The organism is uncultured Cellulomonas sp. (genome assembly GCF_947494015.1).
Taxonomy (GTDB): domain Bacteria; phylum Actinomycetota; class Actinomycetes; order Actinomycetales; family Cellulomonadaceae; genus Pengzhenrongella.
In genome coordinates, this window is record NZ_CANLTL010000002.1 from 300,890 (window position 1) to 323,863 (window position 22,974).

Below are 22,974 nucleotides of genomic sequence, written 5' to 3' on the forward strand. Positions count from 1 at the left end.
TACCCGCAGGCACGTCGGTGCCCGTGCGTCCATGACCTAGGGCCTGTGCGCGCCCGGCCGGACTGTGATGAGAATGACGGCAGGCGGGTGGCGACCACCCGCCTCGCGGTGCGCGGGACGCCCGTCGCACCGCAGCAGCACACCACCGCACGCACGAGCCGACGGCGTGACCGCGACGCCGGCGAGGGACGAGGGGAACCGCGATGACCGTGCAGACGACCGCAGCCATCACACCGACGGCCTGGGCGCACCGCCCGGACGAACCGCTGACCGACGAGACCCTCGCTCGCGTCGACGCGTGGTGGCGGGCGTCGAACTACCTGTCGGTCGGCCAGATCTACCTGCTGGACAACCCGCTGCTGCGCGAGCCGCTGACCCGTGACCACGTCAAGCCGCGGCTGCTGGGTCACTGGGGCACCACGCCGGGTCTGAACTTCCTCTACGCGCACCTCAACCGGGCGATCTCCGAGCGCGGGCAGTCCACGGTCTACGTGACCGGCCCCGGCCACGGCGGCCCGGGCCTGGTGGCCAACGCCTACCTGGACGGCACCTACTCCGAGACGTACTCCGACATCACGCCCGACGCCGAGGGCATGCGCCGGCTGTTCCGCCAGTTCTCCTTCCCCGGCGGCATCCCGAGCCACGTCGCCCCGGAGACCCCGGGGTCCATCCACGAGGGCGGCGAGCTCGGGTACGCGTTGTCGCACGCCTACGGCGCCGTGTTCGACAACCCGGACCTGCTGGTCGCGGCCGTGGTCGGCGACGGGGAGGCCGAGACCGGCCCGCTGGCCACGAGCTGGCACTCGAACAAGTTCGTCAACCCCACCAAGGACGGCGTCGTGCTGCCGATCCTGCACCTCAACGGCTACAAGATCGCCAACCCCACGGTGCTCGCCCGGATCCCGGAGGAGGAGCTGCTCGACCTCATGCGCGGCTACGGGCACCACCCGTACCTGTTCACGGGCGGCTTCGACGGCGAGGACCACGCCGCGGTGCACCGCCGCTTCGCCGAGCTGCTCGACACCGTGCTCGACGAGATCGCGGACATCAAGGCGCGCGCCGCGGCCGGTGACGACAGCCGCCCGCGGTGGCCGATGATCGTGCTGCGCACCCCCAAGGGCTGGACCTGCCCGCCCGTCATCGACGGCAAGCAGGTGGAGGACTCCTGGCGCTCGCACCAGGTGCCGCTGGCCAGCGCCCGGGACACCGACGAGCACCTGCAGGTGCTGGAGGGCTGGCTGCGGTCCTACCGCGCCGAGGAGCTCTTCGACGACGCCGGCACGCTGCGCGAGGACATCGCCCGGCTCGCCCCGGTCGGTCCGCTGCGCATGAGCGACAACCCGGTCGCCAACGGCGGGCTGCTGCTCAAGGACCTGCGGCTGCCGGACTTCCGCGACTTCGCCGTCGACGTCCCGACGCCCGCCGGGTCGATCAGCGAGGCCACCCGCGTGCTCGGGCAGTGGCTGACCGAGGTGATCCGGCTCAACCCCGACAACTTCCGCATCTTCGGCCCGGACGAGACGGCGTCGAACCGGCTGCAGGCGGTCTTCGACGCGACCGACAAGCAGTGGAACGCCGAGCTCACCGGCGACCACGTCGACGAGCACCTCGCGCGCGCGGGACGTGTCATGGAGATGCTGTCCGAGCACCAGTGCCAGGGCTGGCTCGAGGGGTACCTGCTGACCGGCCGGCACGGCCTGTTCAACTGCTACGAGGCGTTCATCCACATCATCGACTCGATGTTCAACCAGCACGCCAAGTGGCTCAAGGTCACCCAGGACATCCCGTGGCGGCGCCCCGTCGCGTCGCTGAACTACCTGCTGTCCAGCCACGTGTGGCGCCAGGACCACAACGGCTTCAGCCACCAGGACCCCGGTTTCATCGACCACGTGGTCAACAAGAAGGCCGAGATCGTCCGGGTGTACCTGCCGCCGGACGCCAACACGCTGCTGTCGACCTACGACCACTGCCTGCGCAGCCGCGACTACGTCAACGTCGTCGTCTCCGGCAAGCAGCCGGCGCCGAACTTCCTGACCATGGAGCAGGCCGTGGCGCACTGCACCCGCGGGCTGGGGATCTGGGAGTGGGCCGGATCGGAGACCCCGGGGCAGGACCCGGACGTCGTCCTGGGCTGCGCCGGTGACGTGCCCACCCTGGAGGCGCTGGCGGCGTCGGACATCCTGCGCCGAGAGCTGCCCGACCTCAAGGTGCGCTTCGTCAACGTGGTCGACCTCATGCGCCTGCAGGACGCCAAGGAGCACCCGCACGGGCTGTCCGACCGGGACTTCGACACCCTGTTCACCACGGACAAGCCGGTGGTGTTCGCCTACCACGGCTACCCGTGGCTCATCCACCGCCTGACCTACCGCCGCGCGGGGCACAGCAACATCCACGTGCGCGGCTACAAGGAGGAGGGCACGACGACGACGCCGTTCGACATGGTCATGCTCAACGACCTCGACCGGTACCACCTCGTCATCGACGTGATCGACCAGGTCCCCCACCTGCGTTCCAAGGCCGCCGGCCTGCGCCAGCGGATGGTGGACTCGCGCATCCGCGCCCGGGAGTACACCCGCGTGCACGGGGAGGACATCCCCGAGGTCGCCGCGTGGGTGTGGCCGGACGCCGGGGAGACGGCGACCGAGGGCGCCGGGCCGACCTACACCGGGCAGGGCGCCGGCACGACGGCCACCGGCGGGGACAACGAGTGACGGCCCCCGACGCGCCCGCAGCGCCGTCGACGGCGGAGCACGCCCCTCGCAGCGTCTACGTCACGTCCCCGGAGGGCGACACCGGCAAGTCGACGGTCGCGCTGGGGGTGCTGGACCTGCTCACCCGGCGCGCCGAGCGGGTGGGGGTGTTCCGTCCGGTCGCCCGGTCGACGAACCAGACGGACTACGTGCTCGAGCTGCTGCTCGCGCACGACGCCGTCGACCTTCCCTACGACCTGTGCCTGGGCGTCACCTACGACCAGGTGCACGCCGACCCCGAGCGGGCGCTGGCGGACATCGTGGCGCGCTACCACGAGGTGGCCCGGCGCTGCGACGTCGTGGTCATCGTCGGCAGCGACTACACCGACGTCGCCGGGTCGACCGAGCTGTCCTTCAACGCCCGGATCGCGGCGAACCTGGGCGCCCCGGCCCTGCTCGTGGTCAGCGGGAACGGACGGTCCCCGGCGGAGGTCCGGCAGGTCGCCGAGGTGTCGATCGGCGAGCTGCGCACCAACCACGCCCAGGTCATCGGGGTGGTCGCCAACCGGTGCACCGGTGACCTCGACGCGGTGCGCACCGCCCTGGACGGTGACGTGCCCGCCTGGTCGCTGCCCGAGGAGCCGTTCCTGGTGGCCCCCACGGTGGGGGCGCTGATGGAGGCGGTCGGCGGGCGGCTCGTGGTGGGCGACGAGGAGCTGCTCAGCCGTGAGGCGCTGGACGTCGTGGTCGGGGCGATGTCGTTCGAGCACCTGCTGGACCGGCTGTCCGACGGCGCCGTCGTCATCACCCCCGGGGACCGCACCGACGTGCTGCTCGGGCTGCTGATGGCGCACGCGGCCGCGGGGTTCCCGTCCCTGGCCGGGATCATCCTCAACGGCGGCTTCTACCCGGAGGGCTCGATGGCCCGGCTCGTGGAGAGCCTGGGCCAGCGGGTGCCGGTGATCCGGACCGACCTGGGGACGTTCCGCAGCGCGAGCGCCGCCGCCCGCACCCGCGGCCGGTTGTCCGCCGACTCCCAGCGCAAGATCGACACGGCGCTGGCGCTGTTCGAGCAGCACGTGGACTCGGGTGCGCTGTTCGCCCGGCTCGAGCTGCCCGCACCCGAGGTGGTCACGCCGCTGATGTTCGAGTACGACCTGCTCGACCGGGCGCGTGCCGACCGCAAGCACATCGTGCTGCCCGAGGGCGCCGACGACCGCGTGCTGCGCGCGGCGAGCACGCTGCTGCAGCGTGGGGTCGCCGAGCTGACCATCCTCGGCGACGAGGCGTCGATCCGGACCCGGGCCACCGAGCTCGGCCTCGCGCTGGACGAGGCGCACATCGTCGACCCGCACACGGGCGAGCTGCACGAGCGGTTCGCCGAGGAGTACACCCGGCTGCGGGCGCACAAGGGCATGACCGTGGAGCGGGCGCGGGAGATCGTGTCGTCGGTGTCGTACTTCGGCACGATGATGGTCCACCTCGGCCTGGCGGACGGGATGGTCTCCGGCGCGATGCACACCACCGCGCACACCATCAAGCCGTCGTTCGAGATCATCAAGACCGTCCCCGGCGTCTCGATCGTGTCGAGCGTGTTCCTCATGTGCCTGGCCGACCGGGTGCTCGTCTACGGCGACTGCGCGGTCAACCCCGAGCCCACCGCGGAGCAGCTCGCCGACATCGCGATCTCGTCGGCGGCGACGGCGGCGCAGTTCGGCATCGAGCCGCGGATCGCGATGCTGTCGTACTCCACCGGGGAGTCGGGGTCGGGGGCGGACGTGGAGAAGGTCCGCACCGCCACCGAGCTCGTCCGGCAGCGCCGGCCCGAGCTCAGCGTCGAGGGCCCCATCCAGTACGACGCCGCGGTGGACGCCTCGGTGGCGCGCACCAAGCTGCCGGACTCCCAGGTGGCCGGCCGCGCGACGGTGTTCGTGTTCCCGGACCTCAACACCGGCAACAACACCTACAAGGCCGTGCAGCGGTCGGCGGGTGCGGTCGCCGTCGGACCGGTGCTGCAGGGCCTGAACAAGCCGGTCAACGACCTGTCCCGCGGGGCGCTCGTCGGCGACATCGTCAACACCGTGGCCATCACCGCCATCCAGGCGCAGGCCCTCGCCCAGTCGGCGGCACGCACCGCCGACACCCCCGCCGCCACCGAGGAGGCCACCGCATGACCCCCGTCCCCGGAGTCGGCACCCGACCCAGCCCGCACAGCGCGCTCGGCGCGCACGGCAGCGTCCTGGTCATCAACTCGGGCTCGTCGTCGCTGAAGTACCAGCTGGTCAACCCGGTCGGCGGTGAGGCCATCGCGTCGGGCCTGATCGAGCGGATCGGGGAGTCCGACGGCGTCGTCCGGCACACCTTCGCCGGCAACACCACCCGCCGCACCGGCCCCATCGGGGACCACGGCGACGCGCTGCGCACGGCCCTGGACCTGTTCGCCGAGGTCGGCCCGGACCTCGCCGAGGCCCAGGTGGTCGCCGTCGGGCACCGGGTGGTGCACGGTGGGTCGCTGTTCTCCGCGCCCGCCGTCGTCGACGACGACGTGCTGCGCGCCATCGCGGACCTGTCCCCGCTCGCGCCGCTGCACAACCCGGCGAACCTGCGCGGCATCGAGGTGGCCCGCACCCTGCTGCCGGACGTCCCGCACGTCGTGGTCTTCGACACCGCGTTCTTCCAAACCCTGCCCGACGCCGCCGCGACGTACGCGCTGGACCGTGCGGTCGCCGAGGAGCACGCGATCCGCCGGTACGGCTTCCACGGCACGTCCCACCAGTACGTGTCCGGCAAGGTCGCGCGCGCGCTGGGCCGCCGCCTGGACGACCTCAACCAGATCGTGCTGCACCTGGGCAACGGCGCGTCGGCGTCGGCCGTGCGCGGCGGTGTCGCGGTCGAGACGTCGATGGGGCTGACCCCGCTCGAGGGGCTGGTGATGGGGACCCGCACGGGCGACATCGACCCGGCCGTGGTGTTCCACCTGCACCGCAACGCCGGCATGTCGGTCGACGAGATCGACGAGCTGCTCAACCGGCGGTCGGGCCTCAAGGGCCTGTCCGGGGAGAACGACTTCCGCGAGCTGCACCGCCTGATCGGCGAGGGGGACCGTGACGCGCAGCGCGCGCTGGACGTCTACGTCCACCGCCTGCGCAAGTACATCGGCGCCTACCTCGCGGTGCTCGGCCGGGTGGACGTGATCAGCTTCACCGCGGGCGTCGGCGAGAACGACGCCCGGGTCCGCGAGCTCGCCGTCGCCGGCCTGGAGGGCCTGGGCATCGCGATCGACCCCGAGCGCAACCAGGGCCGCAAGACCGAGCCGACGATCATCTCCCCCGCGTGGACCTCGACGCTGGTCATGGTCGTGCCGACCGACGAGGAGCTGGCGATCGCTCGGCAGGCGGTCGCCGCGATCGGCGGCGGGGACGGCGGTCAGGCTGCCGGCGACGCCGACGACGAGTACGGCGGCCCGGCCCGCTGACCGCCGGACGCCGTCAGGTCGAGCGCGTCGCGGCGGACGCCCCCACCAGGGGCGCGGGCCGCGGCCGCTCGGTGGCCGCCGGCAGGACGGCCGCCCCCGCAGACCCGACCCGGCCCAGCAGCACCTCGTACCGGGCCGCCGGCAGCGGACGGGAGAACAGGTAGCCCTGCCCGTACCGCACGCCGGCCGCCACCAGCTGCTCGCGCTGCTCCGCGGTCTCCACCCCCTCCGCGAGGAGGGCCAGGTCCCAGGCGGACGCCATCGCGACCACCCCGGCCACCAGGTTCGCCGGGCCGTCGCTCATGGACGCCACGACCGACCGGTCGAGCTTGAGCACCTCGACCGGGAACCTGTGCAGGTAGTCCAGCGAGGTGTACCCGACCCCGTAGTCGTCCAGGTGGGTCGCGACCCCGGCCTCGTGCAGCCGTCGCAGCGACCGCGCCGCAGGGCTGTCCTCCGGGAGCTGCTGGTGCTCGGTGATCTCCACGTGCACCTGCGAGGCGGGCACGCCGGCGTCGGCCAGGGCGGTGAGCACCTGCTCGGCCAGCTCCGGGTCGCCGAGGCTGTCGCCGGTGAGGTTGACGCTCACCGGCAGGGGCCGCAGGCCGCGGTCGCGCCACTGCCGCAGTTGGCTCAGCACGTCCAGCAGCACCACCCGGTCCAGCCGGGCGTCGAGGCCGCTCCGGCTGACGATCCCCAGGAAGTCCCCCGGCGGCAGCAGACCGTGCTCCGGATGGCGCCACCGCACCAGCGCCTCCGCGCCGACGACCTGCCCCGAGCGCAGCTCGACCAGGGGCTGGTAGTGCACCTCCAGCCGGCCGACGTCGGGCGAGCGGGCCGCCAGCAGCTGGCGGACCTCGCTGGTCAGCGCGAACCGGCGGGACACCTCGGTGCGCATGTCCGGGTGGAACTCCACCGCGGTGTCCCGGCCGGCCGCCTTCGCGGCGTACATCGCCACGTCGGAGCGGGTCAGCAGCTCGACCAACGACGTGCCCGGTTCGGCGTGGGCGACGCCGATGCTCGCGCTGACGCGCAGGTCGAGCCCGTGGACCTCGACCGGCGCGCGCAGCGCCCGCAGCACGCGGTCCGCGGTCGCGTCGGCCGTGTCGGTGGCGGTCAGCACGACGAACTCGTCGCCGCCGAGCCGGGCGACGACCTCCCGACCGGCCGATGTGGCCGTCAGCAGCCGGTCGCGCACCCCCAGCAGCAGGGCATCGCCGACGTCATGACCGTGCGTGTCGTTGACCTGCTTGAACTCGTCGATGTCGATGAGCAGCATGCTGCGTCCGCCGGCCGGCGGCTCGTCGGCGAAGGCCCGCGCCAGGCCGCGCCGGTTGGCCAGGTCGGTGAGCGGGTCGTGCGACGCCAGGTGCTCGCTGTCCCGCAACGCACGCGCCGCGCGCACCAGGCACAGGCCGGCGACGAACGACCCGCTCACCACCAGGACCCCGTTGGGCAGGCCGGGCACCTCGGTCATCCAGGACACCCACCACAACCCGGCGGGCACGGCGACCAGGGGCAGCAGGCCCAGCAGCGCCACCGAGGCCGGACGGCGACGCGAGAACCGCGAGGCGTCGAACACCTGCACCATCGACGGGTGCAGCGCGGCCACGCCGAACAGCAGCACGCACAGCACGCCGAGGATCTGCACCGGGTCGCCGGGCGGGGGCAGCCGCCGGCCCTGGACGGCGCAGGCGAGGTCGTAGACGGTCGTGGTCACAGCGCCGGCGAGGGCGAGGTAGGAGCTCACCGGCAGGCGCGGCCGGGTCACCACGAATCGCAGCAGCAGGCCGATGATCGTGACGTCGACGGTCGGGATCACGAGCGCCGCGAGCGACGACGCGTCCGCCGTGGCGGCAGCCACGAGCTGCGCCACGACGAGGCCGAGCACGGTCGCCATGATGACGAGGTCCACCCGGCTGCCGCGCTGCGCTGCAGCCTCCGGCGTGCCCATGCGTGCCACGTGCACGACGACGAGCGCCGCGATCGCCTGCCCGGCGGCGATCAGCGCGTCCCCGGTGCGGCCGGCGGCGGCGTCCCCGCCCAGCTGCGACAGGACGGTGGCGGCGCCCCACGTCGCGAGGGTGAGCGCGACCAGCAGCCACACCCGCGAGGTGGGACGGTGCAGGCGCACGCCGACCAGCACCAGCGACACCGACCCGACGGCGGCGAGCACCGCACCGGCGGCGCGCAGGCCGGGGAGGGCCGCCACCGCGGCGACGAGGCCCACGACCAGGGCGAGCGCGGACCACGACGTGCGGGGGGTGCGGGCTGCGCGCGTGACTGTCACGGTCGGCCTATCGGCCGCCCCGCCGTGCGGCTGAGGCGGCCCCGCGCGGGCACGCCAAGACCGCCGAGGCCGCCGTCGGCGGATCCGACGACGCCGGCGGGCACCGCGCGGTCACCTCACGGGGCGACGCCCCGCGGGCGAGCGGGGCTCAGTGCGGCTGGTACGGCGAGACGACGACCTCGACGCGCTGGAACTCCTTGAGGTCGGAGTACCCGGTGGTCGCCATGGCGCGCTTGAGGGCGCCGATGAGGTTCAGCGTGCCGTCGGCGCGACGCCCCGGCCCGAACAGGATCTCCTCGAGCGTCCCGGCGGTGCCCACGCTGACCCGCTCGCCGCGCGGCAGCTGCGGGTGGTGCGCCTCCGGGCCCCAGTGCCAGCCCCGGCCGGGCGCCTCGGTGGCGCGGGCGAGCGCCGCGCCGACCATGACGGCGTCCGCGCCGCACGCGATGGCCTTGACCAGGTCCCCGGAGCGCCCGACGCCGCCGTCGGCGATGACGTGGACGTACCGACCGCCGGACTCGTCGAGGTAGTCCCGGCGCGCGGCGGCGACGTCCGCCACCGCGGTGGCCATCGGCGCGTGGATGCCGAGCGAGACCCGGGTGGTGTGCGCCGCGCCGCCACCGAAGCCGACCAGCACCCCCGCCGCGCCGGTGCGCATGAGGTGCAGCGCGGCGCTGTAGGTCGACGCGCCGCCGACGACGACGGGGACGTCGAGCTCGTAGATGAACCGCTTGAGGTTGAGCGGCTCCGCCCGGCCGGAGACGTGCTCGGCGGAGACCGTGGTGCCGCGGATCACGAACAGGTCCACGCCGGCGTCCACGACGACCTGGGAGAACTCCTGGGTGCGCTGCGGGGAGAGCGCGCCGGCCACGGTCACCCCGGCGGCGCGCACCTCCTTCAGGCGCTGGGTGATCAGGTCGGGCCGGATGGGGGCGGCGTACAGCTCCTGCATGCGGGCGGTGGCGACGGCGCCGTCCAGCCCGGCGATCTCCGCGAGCAGGGCGGTCGGGTCGTCGTAGCGGGTCCACAGGCCCTCGAGGTCCAGCACGCCGACGCCGCCCATCCGGCCGAGCGCGACCGCGACCTCCGGGCTGACCACCGAGTCCATCGGGGCGGCCAGGATCGGCAGGTCGAAGTGGTAGGCGTCGATCTGCCAGCCGACCGAGACCTCCTCGGGGTCACGCGTGCGGCGCGAGGGGACGACGGCGACGTCGTCGAAGGAGAAGGCGCGCCGTCCGCGCTTGCCACGACCGATCTCGATCTCGTTGCTCACCGGCCCAGGCTACCGGCGCCGTCGTCCGCCGCCGCCCACGCACCGGCAGCACCGGGTGCGCGGGCGGCACGGACGTGCGGTCAGGACAGCGCGTCGACCAGCGCCTTGGTGAAGGCCGGCAGGTCGTCGGGGTCGCGGGACGTGATGAGGGTCCAGTCCTGGGAGTCGTCGACGACGACCTCCTCGTCGACCCAGGTCGCCCGCGCGTTGCGCAGGTCCGTGGCCAGGCTCGGGTAGGACGTCGTCGTCTTGTGGGCGATGACGTCGGCCTCGATCAGCGTCCACGGCGCGTGGCAGATCGCCGCGATCGGCTTGCGCTGCTCGACGAACGCCCGGACCAGGTTCTGCGCCTGCACGTTGGTGCGCAGCGTGTCGGCGTTCACCGTGCCGCCGGGCAGCACGAGGGCTGCGAACTCGTCCGCGACGACGCCGGACAGCGGCCGGTCCACCGGGAACGTGCTCGCCGGGTTGAGGTCGCCGACGACGGCCTGCACGTCGCCGGTCTCGGGCGCGATCAGCACCGGCGACCCGCCGGCGTCCAGCACGGCCTGCCAGGGCTCGGTCAGCTCGGGCTGCTCGACGCCCGCGTTGCTGGTCAGGAAGGCGACGGTCTTGCCGGACAGCTTCGCCATGGTGCTCCTTCGGCTCGGGTGCGTGGCGGCCGGGAGGGCCGCCGGGGACGCGCGCCCAGCCTCACCCCGGGCGGACGGGTCCGCATCCGCAGCGCGTGCGGCGCCGGCCGGACTCGGCCGGCGAGCGGGTCCGCCGGGGCCGCACCGAGCGGCTCAGCGCCCCCCGCCGTAGTTGGGCGCCTCGACGGTCATCCGGATGTCGTGCGGGTGGGACTCCTTGAGCCCGGCCGCGGTGATCCGCACGAACTGCCCGCGCGCCTGCAGCTCGGGGATGGTGCGCGCACCGACGTAGAACATCGACTGGTGCAGCCCCCCGACCAGCTGGTGGGCCACCGCGCGCAGCGGGCCGCGGTACGGCACCTGCCCCTCGATGCCCTCGGGGACGATGTTCTCGTCGGAGGCGACGTCGGCCTGGAAGTAGCGGTCCTTGGAGTACGACACCCGCCCGCGGGAGGCCATCGCGCCCATCGACCCCATGCCGCGGTAGTTCTTGTACTGCTTGCCGGCCACGAAGACCAGGTCGCCCGGGCTCTCCTCGCAGCCGGCGAGCAGCGACCCGAGCATGACGGTGTCGGCACCGGCGACCAGAGCCTTGGCGATGTCCCCGGAGTACTGCAGGCCGCCGTCCCCGATCACCGGGACGCCGGACGGCCGCGTCGCCTTGGCTGCCTCGTGGATCGCGGTGATCTGCGGCACCCCGACCCCGGCGACGACGCGCGTGGTGCAGATCGAGCCCGGCCCGACCCCGACCTTGACCGCGTCCGCACCCGCGTCGACCAGCGCCTGCGCACCGGCCCGGGTGGCGACGTTGCCGCCGATCACCTCGACGCCGCGCGCGGCGGGGTCGGTCTTGAGCCGGTGGATCATCGCGAGCATCGCCTGGGCGTGCCCGTGCGCGGTGTCCACGACGACGACGTCGACGCCGGCGTCCACCAGGGCCATGGCACGCTCCCACGCGTCGCCGAAGAAGCCGACCCCGGCGGCGACCCGCAGCCGGCCCTCGTCGTCCTTGGTGGCGCGGGGGTACTGCTCGGTCTTGACGAAGTCCTTCACGGTGATGAGCCCGGACAGCCGGCCGTCCCCGTCGACGATGGGCAGCTTCTCGATCTTGTGCTTGGCCAGCAGCGCGGCGGCGTCCTCGCGGGAGATCCCGACCGGCGCGGTGACCAGGGGCATGGGCGTCATCACCTCGTGCACCCGGCGGACGGCGAAGTCGCCGGGCGCGACGAAGCGCAGGTCGCGGTTGGTGATGATGCCGAGCAGGCGGCCGTCGGCGTCCACCACCGGCAGCCCCGAGACGCGGTACTTGCCGCACAGCGCGTCGAGCTCGGCGAGCGTCGCGTGCGGGCCGACGGTCACCGGGTCGGTGACCATGCCGGACTCGGAGCGCTTGACGAGGTCGACCTGGTGGGCCTGGTCCTCGATCGACAGGTTCCGGTGCAGCACGCCGATGCCGCCCTGGCGGGCCATGGCGATCGCCATCCGCGCCTCGGTCACGGTGTCCATCGCCGCCGAGAGCAGCGGCACGGCAACCGTGATGTTGCGGGTGAGCCGCGCGGTGGTGTCCACCTCGGACGGCACGACGTCGCTCTCCCCGGGCAGCAGGAGGACGTCGTCGTAGGTGAGGCCGACCAGGCCGAAGGGGTCGTGGGACGCGTCGGGTCCGGGGGTGCCGTACTCGGTCATCCACCGATCCTACGTCGCTGCCCGCGGGCCAGGACCGGCCCGGTCAGCGGATGATCCCCCGCCGCAGACCGATGGCCACGGCCTGCGCCCGGTCGGAGGCCCCGAGCTTGCGGAACAGCCGGCGGGCGTGGGTCTTGACGGTGTCCTCCGAGAGGAACAGGTCCGCACCGATCTGGGCGTTGGAGCGCCCGTTGCTCATCCCGGTGAGCACCTCGATCTCACGCTTGGTCAGCTCCGGCTTGGGCACCTGGACCGTCGCCGACTCGACCTCGCGCTCACGCGCCGCCGGGACCGCGGTGCGCAGGGCGGTGACGGGCCGGCGGGCGGCCCCGGTGGTCGGCGCCGGGACGGCGGGCAGACGGGTGGGCAGGCCGGCTCGCGGGCCGATGGGGGCGGCCAGCACGTGCGCGGCCACGGCGGCGAGCTCGGACCGGCCCACGTCCGGGGAGACGAACCCGCGGGCGCCGAGCGCGATCGCCCGGTCCAGCGCGATCTCGTCACCCGGCTGGGCGAGCATCACCACGGCGGCCCCGATGTTCATCAGGCGCAGACGGCGCATGGCCTCGACCGGACCGGTGCCCGGGAGGTGCGCGTCCAGCAGGACGACGCTCGGTGACTGACGGCGGGCGAGGAGCAGGAGCTCTTCGCCGGAGGCAGCGGCTCGAACCGGCGTCAGCGCGGGTACTGCTTGGGCGGCTGCCACCAGCCGCTCGCGCACGGCCGGTGAGCCGTGGCAGACCACGACCCCTGTCATCGACGTTTCCTCCCGTCAGGCCCGCACCATCCATGGCGCAGGGGCTGGCGCCCTGTGGCGCCAACTCGTTCAGGGACCAATATCGACGCCGGGATGCTCCAGATGAGTGCGGTCCAGGGGTGAAACGACGCGCGTGGTCACCCGGACGAGTGCGGTCAGCCGTGGGAGACCGCGAGCACCTCGTGGACGAGGCCGGTGAAGCTGCGCGCCCGGTGCACCGAGCGGTCCAGCGGCAGGGTCGCCGCGGCGGCGTCGTCGACCAGCCCCACGAAGAGCGGCAGGTCGGGCTGGGCCGCATGCAGGTCGCCGACGATGCTGAGGTCCGGCGCCGCCTGCTCACCGATCAGCGCGACCGCGACCGGCCGCACCATCACGGCCAGCTCGAGGACCCGGTGCCGGTCCACCGGGCCGGCCAGCACGCGCGCGTCGACCCCGTGGTCGGTCAGCGCGGCCGCCAGCGCGTGCAGGGCCAGCGGTCGGGCGTGACCGGGTGGAGCCAGCAGCAGCACGACGCGCTGCCCGATGGCGGCCAGCACCTCGGCGGGCACCGGACGACCGCGCAGCACCCCGAGGACCGCCGCCTCGAGCACGGCCTCGGGGTCCTCCCCCGGCCGGGCGAGCACGGTGCGGGTCGCCAGCCCGGCACGGGCGGGCTCCACCAGCCCCGTCCACCAGGTCGGGACGTCCCCCGCGTCGACCGCGAGCTGGACGCGGCACCCCTCCTCGTCCTGGGCCAGCGCCGCCTCGACCAGCGAGGCCGGGGTGACGGCCTCGCCGGGCGCCTCGCCGGCAGGCGTCTGCGGCAGCATCCGGCCGCCGGGCTCGCCGGCCAGCGCGGGGTCGGCGTCACGGGCCGCACGCGCGGCCTCGACGGGGGCGACGCCCTCGAGGGTCAGGCGGCGCATCACGAGCAGCCGCGCGACGTCGTCGGCGGTGTAGCGGCGGTGGGACCCGGCCGAGTGCTCGGACGGCCCGAGGCCGTACCGGCGGTCCCAGGTCCGCAGCGTCGCGGGGGCGACCCCGAGCCGGCGGGCCACCGCCGCGACGGTCAGGGCGGGGGCCTCCGGCGCGGTCGTGGCGCGTTGTGGTCGAGGCCGGTCGGCATCGCCGCCACGGTCTCGAGCGAGAGTCATGGCTCGATTCTGCCGACCCGGGGCAACGATGACCACCGGGCCTGCGCGCAACCGCGCCAGCCGGTCGCCCGGACGGGCGAACGCACCACGTGGACCGTTGCAGCCGAACCGGTTCATGAATCGGTGCACCAAGGGGCTTGAACAACTTCTGACTCGGTTGTAGCGTTCCGGTCACCAGTGCAGCACAGGCTGGACCACGACCTACATCGCACCACCGCCGGACTCTTCCCCTGCCGGGGCGGGCCGCGCATCGTCAAGGAGGACCTCGTGACCGAGATCTCGCGTCTGCCCGGACCCGTGATGGACCTGTGGGAGTGGCAGTTCGAGGGCGCGTGCCGCGATGCGGACGACACCCTCTTCTTCCACCCGGAGGGCGAGCGCGGGTCGGCCCGCCGCCGCCGCGCCGAGGCCGCGAAGGCGATCTGCGCCACCTGCCCGGTGATCCAGGAGTGCCGTGAGCAGTCGCTCAAGGTCCGCGAGCCCTACGGCGTGTGGGGCGGGCTGTCCGAGGACGAGCGTGCCGCCATCCTCGCCAAGCCGGCCGCCTCCCGCGAAGCGGTCTGAGCGCCACCACCGTACGACGACGCCCCCGCACCCGGCAGCCGCCGGGTGCGGGGGCGTCGTCGTGCGGTCCGGGCGTCGTCGTCCGGGCCGGGCGTCGTGAGCGCCGGGCGTGACGCCCTGGCCGTCGCGGCCCGGCCGCCGCACGCCCCGCACGCACCGGGCGCGACGGCGCCCCCCGTCGGCCGAGGCCGACGAGGGGCGCCGTGGTGCTGCCGGGCGCGGGGCCCTGGCTGCGAGATCAGGCAGTCGTCACTTCTCGACGATCGCGAGGATGTCCCGCGCCGAGAGGATGAGGAACTCCTCGCCGGAGTACTTGACCTCGGTGCCGCCGTACTTGCTGTAGATGACCTTGTCACCCACGGCCACGTCCAGCGGGACGCGGTTGCCGTTGTCGTCGATGCGACCCGGGCCCACGGCCAGGACCTCGCCCTCCTGGGGCTTCTCCTTGGCGCTGTCCGGGATGACCAGACCGGACGCCGTGGTCTGCTCTGCCTCGAGCGTCTTGACGACGATGCGGTCCTCGAGCGGCTTGATGGAGACCGACACTGCGGACCTCCCCTTCGCGTGTGAGTTGCTGATGTCCGATGGAGCACCGCCAGAGCCGGCCGCCGTCGCGGGGGTCGGTCGAGCTCTGCCGTTGCGGGTGGCGCGCCCGTCGGGAGCGCCACCGGTCACTCTAGGAAGGGGTTAGCACTCGGTCAAGGCGAGTGCTAACGGCGCTGCCCGGCGGCGCCCCGGCGGGCCGGTCGACCAGATCGGGTGGCGACGCGCAGGGCCGTGCGAGGATCGGCGCATGGACGCCGCCGGGCTCACCAAGCTGCTCAGCCCGCAGGGGTGGGCGCTGCTCTCGGCGCTGCCGCCGTACGACGAGGTCCGCACCATGGCGCTGTCCGAGCAGCTGCGCCGGGACGGCACCGACCCCGAGCTCGTCGCGGCAGCGCTCACCCAGTCACGGCTGCGTGCCCGGGCGCAGGCCAAGTTCGACACCTTCGCCGACGGGATGCTGTTCACGCCCGCGGGGCTCGAGCAGGCGACGCGGCTGACCGTCGCGGCGCACCACGCCCGCCGCTACGTCGACGCGGGCGTGACCCGGGTCGCCGACATCACCTGCGGCATCGGCGCCGACTCGCTGGCGTTCGCCGGGGTGGGGCTCGGCGTGCTGGCTGCCGAGCAGGACGAGCTCACCGCGGCTCTCGCGACCGTCAACCTGCGCCACTTCCCCGAGGCGGTCGTCCGGCACACCGACGGCCTGACCCTCGACCTGCGCGCCGAGGGCGTCGACGGCGTCTACGCCGACCCGGCCCGCCGGGTTACCTCCGGCCGTCGCGTCTTCGACCCGGCCGCCTACTCACCCCCGCTCGACGCCGTCCAGGCGCTGACCGCGCAGGTGCCCGCGCTGGGTGTCAAGGTCGGGCCGGGCATCCCGCACTCGGCGCTGCCCGCCGACGCGGAGACCCAGTGGGTGTCCGTCGACGGTGACGTCGTCGAGGCCGGGCTGTGGTTCGGACCGCTGCGCACCGACGGGCCGGGCCGCACCGCGCTGGTGCTGCGTGGCCGGTCCGCGCACGCCGTCCGCGACGAGGGTGCGCAGCCGGCCGACGTCGGCCCGGTCGGGGCCTACCTGTACGAGCCCGACGGCGCCGTCATCCGCGCCGGGCTGGTCGCCCAGGTCGCCCGCGAGGTCGACGGCCACCTCGTCGACAGCACCATCGCCTACGTGACGTCCACCAACCTGCACGACACCCCGCTGGCCACCGGGTACCGCGTCCTGGACACGCTGCCCTTCGGGCTCAAGCGGCTGCGCACGTACCTGCGCGAGCGGGGCGTGGGTCGGCTGACCATCAAGAAGCGCGGCACCGCCGTCGTCCCCGAGCAGCTGCGCAAGCAGCTCGACCTGCGCGGTGCGGCCGAGGCGACCATCGTGCTGACCCGCGTCGGCGGCTCGCAGCAGGTGCTCGTCGTCGACCCCGTCACCTGAGGAGGACCCGTGCAGATCCCCTTCGCCCACTCCGAGCGCTCCAGCGTCGGCATCGAGTGGGAGCTCGCGCTCGTCGACACCGACTCCGGCGACCTGCGCCAGGTCGCCGCGACCGTGCTGGACGCCGTCCGGCCCGCCGACGGAGGCGAGCACCCCAACATCCGCCAGGAGCTGCTGCTCAACACCGTCGAGATCGTCTCCAAGGTCAGCCGCACCGTCGGCGAGGCGGGCGCGGACCTGCAGCGGGCGATCGAGGAGGTCCGGGCGGTCACCGACCCGCTGCGCGTGGAGCTCATGTGCGCCGGCACGCACCCGTTCGCCCGGTGGAGCAACCAGAAGGTCACCGACAAGGAGCGCTACGCGACGCTGATCGACCGGACCCAGTGGTGGGGCCGGCAGATGCTCATCTACGGGGTGCACGTGCACGTGGGCATCGAGGACCGCGCCAAGGTGCTGCCGATCTCCCGGGCGCTGCTCACCGCGCTGCCGTACCTGCAGTCGCTGTCCGCCTCGAGCCCGTTCTGGGGCGGCAAGGACACCGGCTACGCGTCCAACCGGGCGCTGATGTTCCAGCAGCTGCCCACCGCGGGCGTGCCGTTCCAGTTCGAGCGGTGGGAGCAGCTCGAGGGCTACGTCGCGGACATGATGCACACCGGCGTCATCGACCAGTTCGACGAGATCCGGTGGGACGTGCGCCCCTCCCCCCGGTTCGGCACGCTCGAGATGCGGGTCTGCGACGGCGCGACGAACCAGACCGAGCTCATGGCGCTGTCCGCGCTGATGCACTGCCTGGTGGAGCACTTCTCGACCATGCTCGACCAGGGGCGCGAGCTCCCCGTGATGCCGCCGTGGTTCGTCCAGGAGAACAAGTGGCGGTCCGCGCGCTACGGGATGGACGCGATCGTCATCCTGAACAAGGAGGGTGACGAGGAGCTGGTGACCGACGCCGTCCGCCGGCTCGTCGCGGACCTCGAGCCCACCGCGGCACGGCTGGGGTGCGCCGACGAGCTCGCCGGGGTGCACACGATCCTCGACCGAGGCGCCTCCTACCAGCGCCAGCGCGCGGTGGCCCGGCGCCACGGCGGCGAGCTCGACGCCGTGGTGGCGTCCCTCGTCGCGGAGATGCGGGCGGGGCGCCCGCTGTAGCCGAGGTCGGCAGGCGGCCGGCCCGGTGCCGGGGACGGCGGCGTCGGGTCAGACGGTCACCCGGGTCAGCGGCATCGAGGAGTCGACCGGCAGGTCGAGGTCCGAGGGCGCCAGCCCGCGGCGCACGGCCGCCGCGCCCAGCGCGGCGATCATCGCGCCGTTGTCGGTGCAGTAGCGGATCGGCGGGATGCGCAGCTCGATCCCGGCCTGCTCGCAGCGGGTCGCCATGAGGTCGCGCAGCTGGGAGTTCGCGGAGAACCCGCCGCCGACGACGAGCGTGCCGACGTCGTGGCGCCGGCACGCGGCGATCGTCTTGGCGGTCAGGACGTCGGCGACCGCGTCGGCGAACGAGGCGGCGACGTCGGCCAGCGGGATGTCCTGGCCGGCGTCCTGGCGGGCCTCGACCCATCGGGCGACCGCGGTCTTCAGCCCGGAGAACGAGAAGTCGTCCGCGTGCCGCTCCTGGTCCTTGGCCGCCGTCAGCCCGCGCGGGAACCGGATCGCCGTCGGGTCCCCCTCGCGGGCGAGCCGGTCGATGTGCGGGCCACCGGGGTACGGCAGCCCCAGCAGTCGGCCGACCTTGTCGAACGCCTCCCCCGCGGCGTCGTCCAAGGTCGAGCCCAGCTCGGTGACCGCGGTGGCGATGTCGTCGACCAGCAGCAGCGAGGAGTGCCCGCCCGAGACCACGAGCGCCATCACCCGTTCCGGGAACGGCCCGTGCACGAGCTCGTCGACCGCGGCGTGCCCGATCACGTGGTTGACGCCGTACAGCGGTACGTCCAGCCCCAGCGCGAGCGCCTTGGCGGCCGCGGCGCCGACGGTCAGCGGGCCGACCAGCCCGGGTCCCGCGGTGACGGCGATCGCGTCGACGTCAGCCAGCTCGACCTCGGCCGTGTCCAGGGCCCGCTGCAGCGTCGGGACCATCGCCTCGAGGTGGGCACGGGAGGCGACCTCGGGGATGATCCCGCCGTACCGGGCGTGCTCGTCCATCGAGCTCGCGACCGAGTCCACGAGCAGCTCGTCGCCCCGCACCAGGGCCACCCCCGTCTCGTCGCACGAGGTCTCGATGCCCAGGACGAGGGGGAGCGCCATGGGCTCAGGCTATCGGCGGCGCGGACCGCTGCGACGCCCGTGACGCGGGCCACACCGCGGCCAGGAAGCGCGCGGACCGCTGCGGCGGTTGCACGCGACATGACGTCTGACACCGACTCCCTGAGCGACCTCGACTTCTCCCCGACCGGACTGGCCGTGGGTGACGACGTCGCCGACCTGCTGTTCCGCGAGGCGCGGACGGTCAACACCTTCGCCGACGGCGAGGTGACCGACGCCCAGCTGGAGACCGTCTACGACCTGGTCCGCTGGGGACCGACCCTGATGAACACCGTGCCGCTGCGCCTGCTGGTGGTGCGCAGCCGCTCCGCCCGCGAGCGCCTCGCCGCGCACATGGCCGAGGGCAACCGGGACCGGGTGCTGGCCGCGCCGCTCACGGTGGTCGCCGCCGCCGACCCGAGCTTCCACGAGCACCTCGACGTGCTGGTCCCGCACAACCCGAACGCGCGCGCGATGTTCGCCGACCCGGACGGCCGCGAGGCCGTGGCCCGGTCCTCGGCCATGCTGCAGATCGGGTACCTCATCGTCGGGCTGCGCGCCGCCGGGCTGCACGTCGGCCCCATGGGCGGGATGGACGCCGCCGGGATCGACGCCGAGTTCTTCCACGGCAGCGGGTGGCGCTCGCTCATGGTGCTCAACCTGGGCACGCCCGCCGGCGCGGAGTCGGTCCGCCCGCGCGCGCCGCGCCTGTCCTACGAGCAGGTGTCCGCGCAGGTCTGACCGCGGTCCGACCCCGACGCGGCCGCGTCACCCACCGGCGGAGCGGCCGCGTCACCCACCGGGCGACGCCGCCGCGCCACCGCGTGTGCGCCCCGCCCGACCGGCCGGTCCGGCGGGACCGCACTAGGGTGGCGGCGAACCGCCCAGTGGTGGGAGCGACGAGGGGGTCGTATGGCGCTCAGCGCGACGGAGCAGGCACGGCTGGTCCTCGGCTGGGGTCACCGGCCCAAGGACCTGCGGACCTACGGGGTGACCGACGGCACCCGGACGCCCCGGGACGCGGAGGGTCTGCTGAGCCACACGTGGCTGGCCGAGCAGGTCCACCCCGCACTCAACGCCCGACCGGCGCAGGTGCTGACCGGCAACAAGTGGGTGTTCTACCGCCTGATGGCCGCCTCCGGCGTGCCGATCCCGCACACGCTCGGCCTGTACGACCCGGTGCACGGCCTGAGCTGGGACGGCCGGCGGCGCCTGCGGACCGCCGACGACGTCCTCGCCGAGGTGGACCGGGTGCGACCGGACGGTCTCGTCCTCAAGCCCGCCGGCGGCCAGCAGGGCAAGGGTCTGCTGATCCTCGACCAGATCGACCACGCATCCGGGCGGGCCACGACCCGGACCGGCCGGGTGACCACGCTCGCCGCGGCGGTCGCCGAGGTGGACGTCGCCGGGATGGGCGACGCCCCCGGCTACATCGTCCAGGTCCCCGTGCCGTCCCACCCCGAGTACCAGCGCCTCGCCCCGTGGACGACCAACACCATCCGCGTCGTCACCCTGGCCGATCTTGCGGGTGAGGTCCAGGTCCAGGCGGCCGTCACGATCCTCGGCCGCCGGGGCACCATGGCCAACAACTGGCACGCAGGCGGCGTGAACGTCGGGGTCGACATCACGACCGGGGTCATGGGGCGGGGCAACCTGTTCGGTGAGTCCCGCTGGCTGACCGAGCACCCCGACACGGGGGAGCCGTTCGGCGGGACCGTCGTCCCCGACTGGGACCGCATCCTGCAGGTGTGCCGGAGCGCGGCCGTGCTGCTGCCCGGCATCCGCTCGATCGGCTGGGACGTCGTGGCCACGCCGACGGGACCGGTCGTCCTGGAGGGCAACTCGGGATGGGACCCGGTCCTGGTGCAGGTGCACGGGCGCGGCTTCGTGGCGGACGAGACGATCCGCGCCCAGTTCGTGGCAGCGGGCGCACCGATGCCGACCGGCCCGCGGCTCGGCAACGCCGTCGGGCGGACGATGCGCCGGGTCCGGTCGGTGCGACGCCTGCTGCCGCGCTGAGGCGGGCGTCCCGGCGCCGGTCGCTCGCTACGCGCCCGGCTCGGGACCAAGCGCTGCCGGCCGGTCCGGGTCCGCCGACCACTGGGACCACGAGCCGGGGTACAGCGCGGCGTCGATCCCGAGGGTGGCCAGCGCGGCGACCTCGTGCGCCGCGGTGACGCCCGACCCGCAGTACACGCCCACCGGTCGCCCGTCCAGGGCGCCCGCCGCGGCGAACCGCGTGCGCAGGGCGTCGTCGGGGGCGAAGCGACCGTCCGCGGTGAGGTTGCCGGACGTCGGCACGCTGACCGCGCCGGGCACGTGCCCGGCGCGGGGGTCCACCGGCTCGACCTCCCCGCGGTAACGCTCGCCGGCACGGGCGTCCAGCAGCACCCCGCCGGGCCGGCCGGTGTCCCGGCCCGCCGCGAGCGCGGCCGCGGCGTCCGCGTCGAGGGTCCGCAGCGCACCGGGGCGGAGCACGACGTCGCCCGGCTCGGGGGTGACGGCTCCCTGCTCCAGCGCGCCGCCCGCGGCGACCCAGGCGTCCAGTCCGCCGTCGAGCAGCCGGACGTCCGCGACCCCGGCCCAGCGCAGCAGCCACCAGGCCCGGGCGGCGGACATCCCGCCGACCGCGTCGTACGCGACCACCGGCACCCCGGCGCGCACGCCCCACCGCCGTGCGGCCGCCTGCAGGTCCGCCTCTGGCGGCAGCGGGTGCCTGCCGTGCGCGGCCGACGGCGGCGCGGCGAGCTCGGTGTCGAGGTCCACGTAGACCGCACCGGGCACGTGCCCGGCCGCGTGCTGCTCGCGGCCGTCGCTGCGTCCCAGCGCCCAGCGCACGTCCAGCACGACGACCGGGTGCCCACCACCGACCATCGCGGCGAGCTGCGCCGCGTCGACCAGCACGCGGGAGCGTGCGTCGTCGGGCGCGCCCGGGATGCCGGTACCCGTGCCGGCGGCGGTGCCGGCGCCGGTGCCGGCGCGGTCGCCGGTCACGGGATGACCCCGGCGGCGTCGGGCGTCGACCCGGACGGGGCCAGGTCCAGCCGCATCGTGAACGCGTCGACGTTCTCGGGCTGGTAGTACCCGCGACGGCGCCCCAGCTCGGTGAAGCCCACCCGGCGGTACAGCGCCAGCGCCGGCGCGTTGTCCACCCGCACCTCGAGCAGGACCGACCCGGCGCCCAGCCCGCGGGCCCGGTCGACCAGGGCGTCGAGCAGCAGCCGACCCACGCCTCGGCCCTGGCACGCCGCGTCGACCCCGATCGTCATCACCTGGGCGTCGTGGCCGTCGAACCACAGCCCGGCGTACCCGACCAGGGACCCGGGCTCCCCCGGGTGCGGGACCCCGTCGGCGAGCACCGCGCCGACGTACCAGCGGCCCGGGCCCGCGAGCTCCTCGGCCAGCATCGCGGCCGACCACGCACCGGGACCGAACAGGTCGCGCTCGAGCCGCTCGAGCACCGGCAGATCGCCCGGGCCCAGCGGCCGCAGGGACGTCCCGACGACGGCGTCGCTCACCACCGGCACCCCGCGCTCACCCCAGCGCCCGCTTGCGCGCGGCGGGCTCCATGACGTCGGGGCGGCGCAGGTACAGCGGCTCGCCGGGCAGCGGCAGGCCGCGGGCCCGGCGAGCCAGGGCGAGCCCGGCGAGCACCGCCGGGTCCGGGTCGAGGGGAGCACCGGCGGCCGGCGGCAGGCTGTCCGGGTAGAGCGTCGCACCGCGCCCGACGACGACCGCGCCGTCGGCCGCACCGTCGTCGGCGAGCTGCCCGGGACGGGCCACCGCGGGAGGGGTCACGACGTCGACCTCCCGCGCCGTGCCGGCACCTGTGCCTGTCCTCGTACCGGGGGGCGGTACCGCACCGACCCGGTAGCGCGCCCAGTAGACCTCCCGCCGCCGGGCGTCGGTCGCCACGAGCACCTCGGTCCCGGACCCGAGCCCGAGGTCGTCGGCGGCCTGGGCCGCGAGCGCGTCCAGGCTCGGGACGCCGAGCACCGGCACCCCGAGCGCGACGGCGAGCGTGCGGGCGGTGACCAGCCCCACGCGCAGGCCGGTGAACGGTGCCGGACCGGTGCCGACGACGACGGCCGTGACGGCCCGACGGTCGACGCCGGCGTCCCGCAGGACGTCGGCCACCATCGGGGCGAGCAGCTCGGCGTGCCGCCGCTGCTCGGTGACGCGGCGAGCGGCGAGCGGTGCGCCGTCGTCGGTGGTCAGCGCGACCGCGACGGCGGCCGAGGTGTCGAGGGCGAGGACGGGCACG

At 74.4% G+C, this 22,974-nt stretch carries 19 protein-coding genes; 8 read left to right on the top strand and 11 right to left on the bottom strand.

Going from position 1 to position 22,974, the window contains the following annotated elements; genetic code table 11:
* Positions 1 to 203 precede the first annotated feature (203 nt).
* Genes Q0840_RS03155 through Q0840_RS03165 form a run of 3 tightly spaced genes read left to right on the top strand, consistent with a single transcriptional unit; the run spans position 204 to position 6,165 of the window.
* On the top strand, positions 204 to 2,711 hold the full coding sequence (locus Q0840_RS03155) for a phosphoketolase (protein ID WP_298456201.1): 2,508 nt from the start codon (positions 204 to 206) through the stop codon (positions 2,709 to 2,711).
* On the top strand, positions 2,708 to 4,864 hold the full coding sequence (gene pta, locus Q0840_RS03160) for a phosphate acetyltransferase (RefSeq protein ID WP_298456204.1): 2,157 nt from the start codon (positions 2,708 to 2,710) through the stop codon (positions 4,862 to 4,864). The genes Q0840_RS03155 and pta overlap by 4 nt, the downstream gene beginning before the upstream one ends.
* Complete coding sequence (locus Q0840_RS03165; RefSeq protein WP_298456207.1) at positions 4,861 to 6,165, top strand: acetate kinase; 1,305 nt, start codon at positions 4,861 to 4,863, stop codon at positions 6,163 to 6,165. Before pta ends, Q0840_RS03165 begins: the two co-directional genes overlap by 4 nt.
* A gap of 13 nt (positions 6,166 to 6,178) precedes the next feature.
* Here Q0840_RS03165 and Q0840_RS03170 read toward each other — a convergent pair whose 3' ends face one another.
* The 6 genes from Q0840_RS03170 to Q0840_RS03195 form a co-directional block, all read right to left on the bottom strand.
* Positions 6,179 to 8,455: a bifunctional diguanylate cyclase/phosphodiesterase gene (locus tag Q0840_RS03170; protein WP_298456210.1), complete on the bottom strand. Its 2,277-nt coding sequence runs from the start codon at positions 8,453 to 8,455 to the stop codon at positions 6,179 to 6,181.
* Between the two features lie 148 nt (positions 8,456 to 8,603).
* Positions 8,604 to 9,728, bottom strand: a complete 1,125-nt coding sequence (locus Q0840_RS03175; RefSeq protein WP_298456213.1) for a GuaB3 family IMP dehydrogenase-related protein — start codon at positions 9,726 to 9,728, stop codon at positions 8,604 to 8,606.
* 80 nt (positions 9,729 to 9,808) lie between these two features.
* On the bottom strand, positions 9,809 to 10,360 hold the full coding sequence (locus Q0840_RS03180) for a type 1 glutamine amidotransferase domain-containing protein (RefSeq protein ID WP_298456218.1): 552 nt from the start codon (positions 10,358 to 10,360) through the stop codon (positions 9,809 to 9,811).
* A gap of 153 nt (positions 10,361 to 10,513) precedes the next feature.
* On the bottom strand, positions 10,514 to 12,046 hold the full coding sequence (guaB, locus tag Q0840_RS03185) for an IMP dehydrogenase (RefSeq protein ID WP_298456221.1): 1,533 nt from the start codon (positions 12,044 to 12,046) through the stop codon (positions 10,514 to 10,516).
* Positions 12,047 to 12,089: 43 nt separating this feature from the next.
* Complete coding sequence (locus Q0840_RS03190; RefSeq protein ID WP_298456224.1) at positions 12,090 to 12,800, bottom strand: response regulator transcription factor; 711 nt, start codon at positions 12,798 to 12,800, stop codon at positions 12,090 to 12,092.
* Positions 12,801 to 12,955: 155 nt separating this feature from the next.
* Positions 12,956 to 13,933, bottom strand: a complete 978-nt coding sequence (locus tag Q0840_RS03195) for a MerR family transcriptional regulator (protein WP_298456227.1) — start codon at positions 13,931 to 13,933, stop codon at positions 12,956 to 12,958.
* A gap of 267 nt (positions 13,934 to 14,200) precedes the next feature.
* Here Q0840_RS03195 and Q0840_RS03200 point away from each other — a divergent pair, with 267 nt between their 5' ends.
* On the top strand, positions 14,201 to 14,497 hold the full coding sequence (locus Q0840_RS03200) for a WhiB family transcriptional regulator (RefSeq protein ID WP_298456229.1): 297 nt from the start codon (positions 14,201 to 14,203) through the stop codon (positions 14,495 to 14,497).
* 249 nt (positions 14,498 to 14,746) lie between these two features.
* Here Q0840_RS03200 and groES read toward each other — a convergent pair whose 3' ends face one another.
* Positions 14,747 to 15,043, bottom strand: a complete 297-nt coding sequence (gene groES, locus Q0840_RS03205) for a co-chaperone GroES (RefSeq protein WP_298456233.1) — start codon at positions 15,041 to 15,043, stop codon at positions 14,747 to 14,749.
* Positions 15,044 to 15,290: 247 nt separating this feature from the next.
* On the opposite strand from groES, the gene Q0840_RS03210 reads away from it, so the two are divergent.
* Both Q0840_RS03210 and Q0840_RS03215 read left to right on the top strand, forming a co-directional pair.
* The gene (locus Q0840_RS03210; RefSeq protein ID WP_298456236.1) at positions 15,291 to 16,475 is read left to right on the top strand and encodes a THUMP-like domain-containing protein; all 1,185 of its coding nucleotides are present in this window, start codon (positions 15,291 to 15,293) and stop codon (positions 16,473 to 16,475) included.
* Between the two features lie 9 nt (positions 16,476 to 16,484).
* Positions 16,485 to 17,621, top strand: a complete 1,137-nt coding sequence (locus Q0840_RS03215; protein WP_298456239.1) for a glutamate--cysteine ligase — start codon at positions 16,485 to 16,487, stop codon at positions 17,619 to 17,621.
* A 48-nt stretch (positions 17,622 to 17,669) separates the two neighbouring features.
* On the opposite strand, the gene tsaD is transcribed toward Q0840_RS03215, so the two are convergent.
* Positions 17,670 to 18,713: a tRNA (adenosine(37)-N6)-threonylcarbamoyltransferase complex transferase subunit TsaD gene (gene tsaD, locus Q0840_RS03220; RefSeq protein ID WP_298456241.1), complete on the bottom strand. Its 1,044-nt coding sequence runs from the start codon at positions 18,711 to 18,713 to the stop codon at positions 17,670 to 17,672.
* Positions 18,714 to 18,812: 99 nt separating this feature from the next.
* Here tsaD and Q0840_RS03225 point away from each other — a divergent pair, with 99 nt between their 5' ends.
* Positions 18,813 to 19,451 carry a malonic semialdehyde reductase gene (locus tag Q0840_RS03225; RefSeq protein ID WP_298456244.1) on the top strand — a complete coding sequence of 213 codons (639 nt, stop codon included), beginning with the start codon at positions 18,813 to 18,815 and terminating at the stop codon, positions 19,449 to 19,451.
* Positions 19,452 to 19,622: 171 nt separating this feature from the next.
* Complete coding sequence (locus Q0840_RS03230; protein WP_298456247.1) at positions 19,623 to 20,729, top strand: sugar-transfer associated ATP-grasp domain-containing protein; 1,107 nt, start codon at positions 19,623 to 19,625, stop codon at positions 20,727 to 20,729.
* Between the two features lie 27 nt (positions 20,730 to 20,756).
* Here Q0840_RS03230 and Q0840_RS03235 read toward each other — a convergent pair whose 3' ends face one another.
* The 3 genes from Q0840_RS03235 to tsaB all read right to left on the bottom strand — a co-directional run bounded on the left by Q0840_RS03235 (position 20,757) and on the right by tsaB (position 22,973).
* Entirely contained in the window at positions 20,757 to 21,614 is an 858-nt protein-coding gene (locus Q0840_RS03235) for a sulfurtransferase (protein ID WP_298456584.1), read from the bottom strand.
* An 86-nt stretch (positions 21,615 to 21,700) separates the two neighbouring features.
* Entirely contained in the window at positions 21,701 to 22,228 is a 528-nt protein-coding gene (gene rimI / locus Q0840_RS03240) for a ribosomal protein S18-alanine N-acetyltransferase (RefSeq protein WP_298456249.1), read from the bottom strand.
* A 16-nt stretch (positions 22,229 to 22,244) separates the two neighbouring features.
* A complete protein-coding gene (tsaB, locus tag Q0840_RS03245) occupies positions 22,245 to 22,973 on the bottom strand; it encodes a tRNA (adenosine(37)-N6)-threonylcarbamoyltransferase complex dimerization subunit type 1 TsaB (protein WP_298456252.1) in 729 nt (242 codons plus the stop codon).
* Position 22,974: the final 1 nt, after the last annotated feature.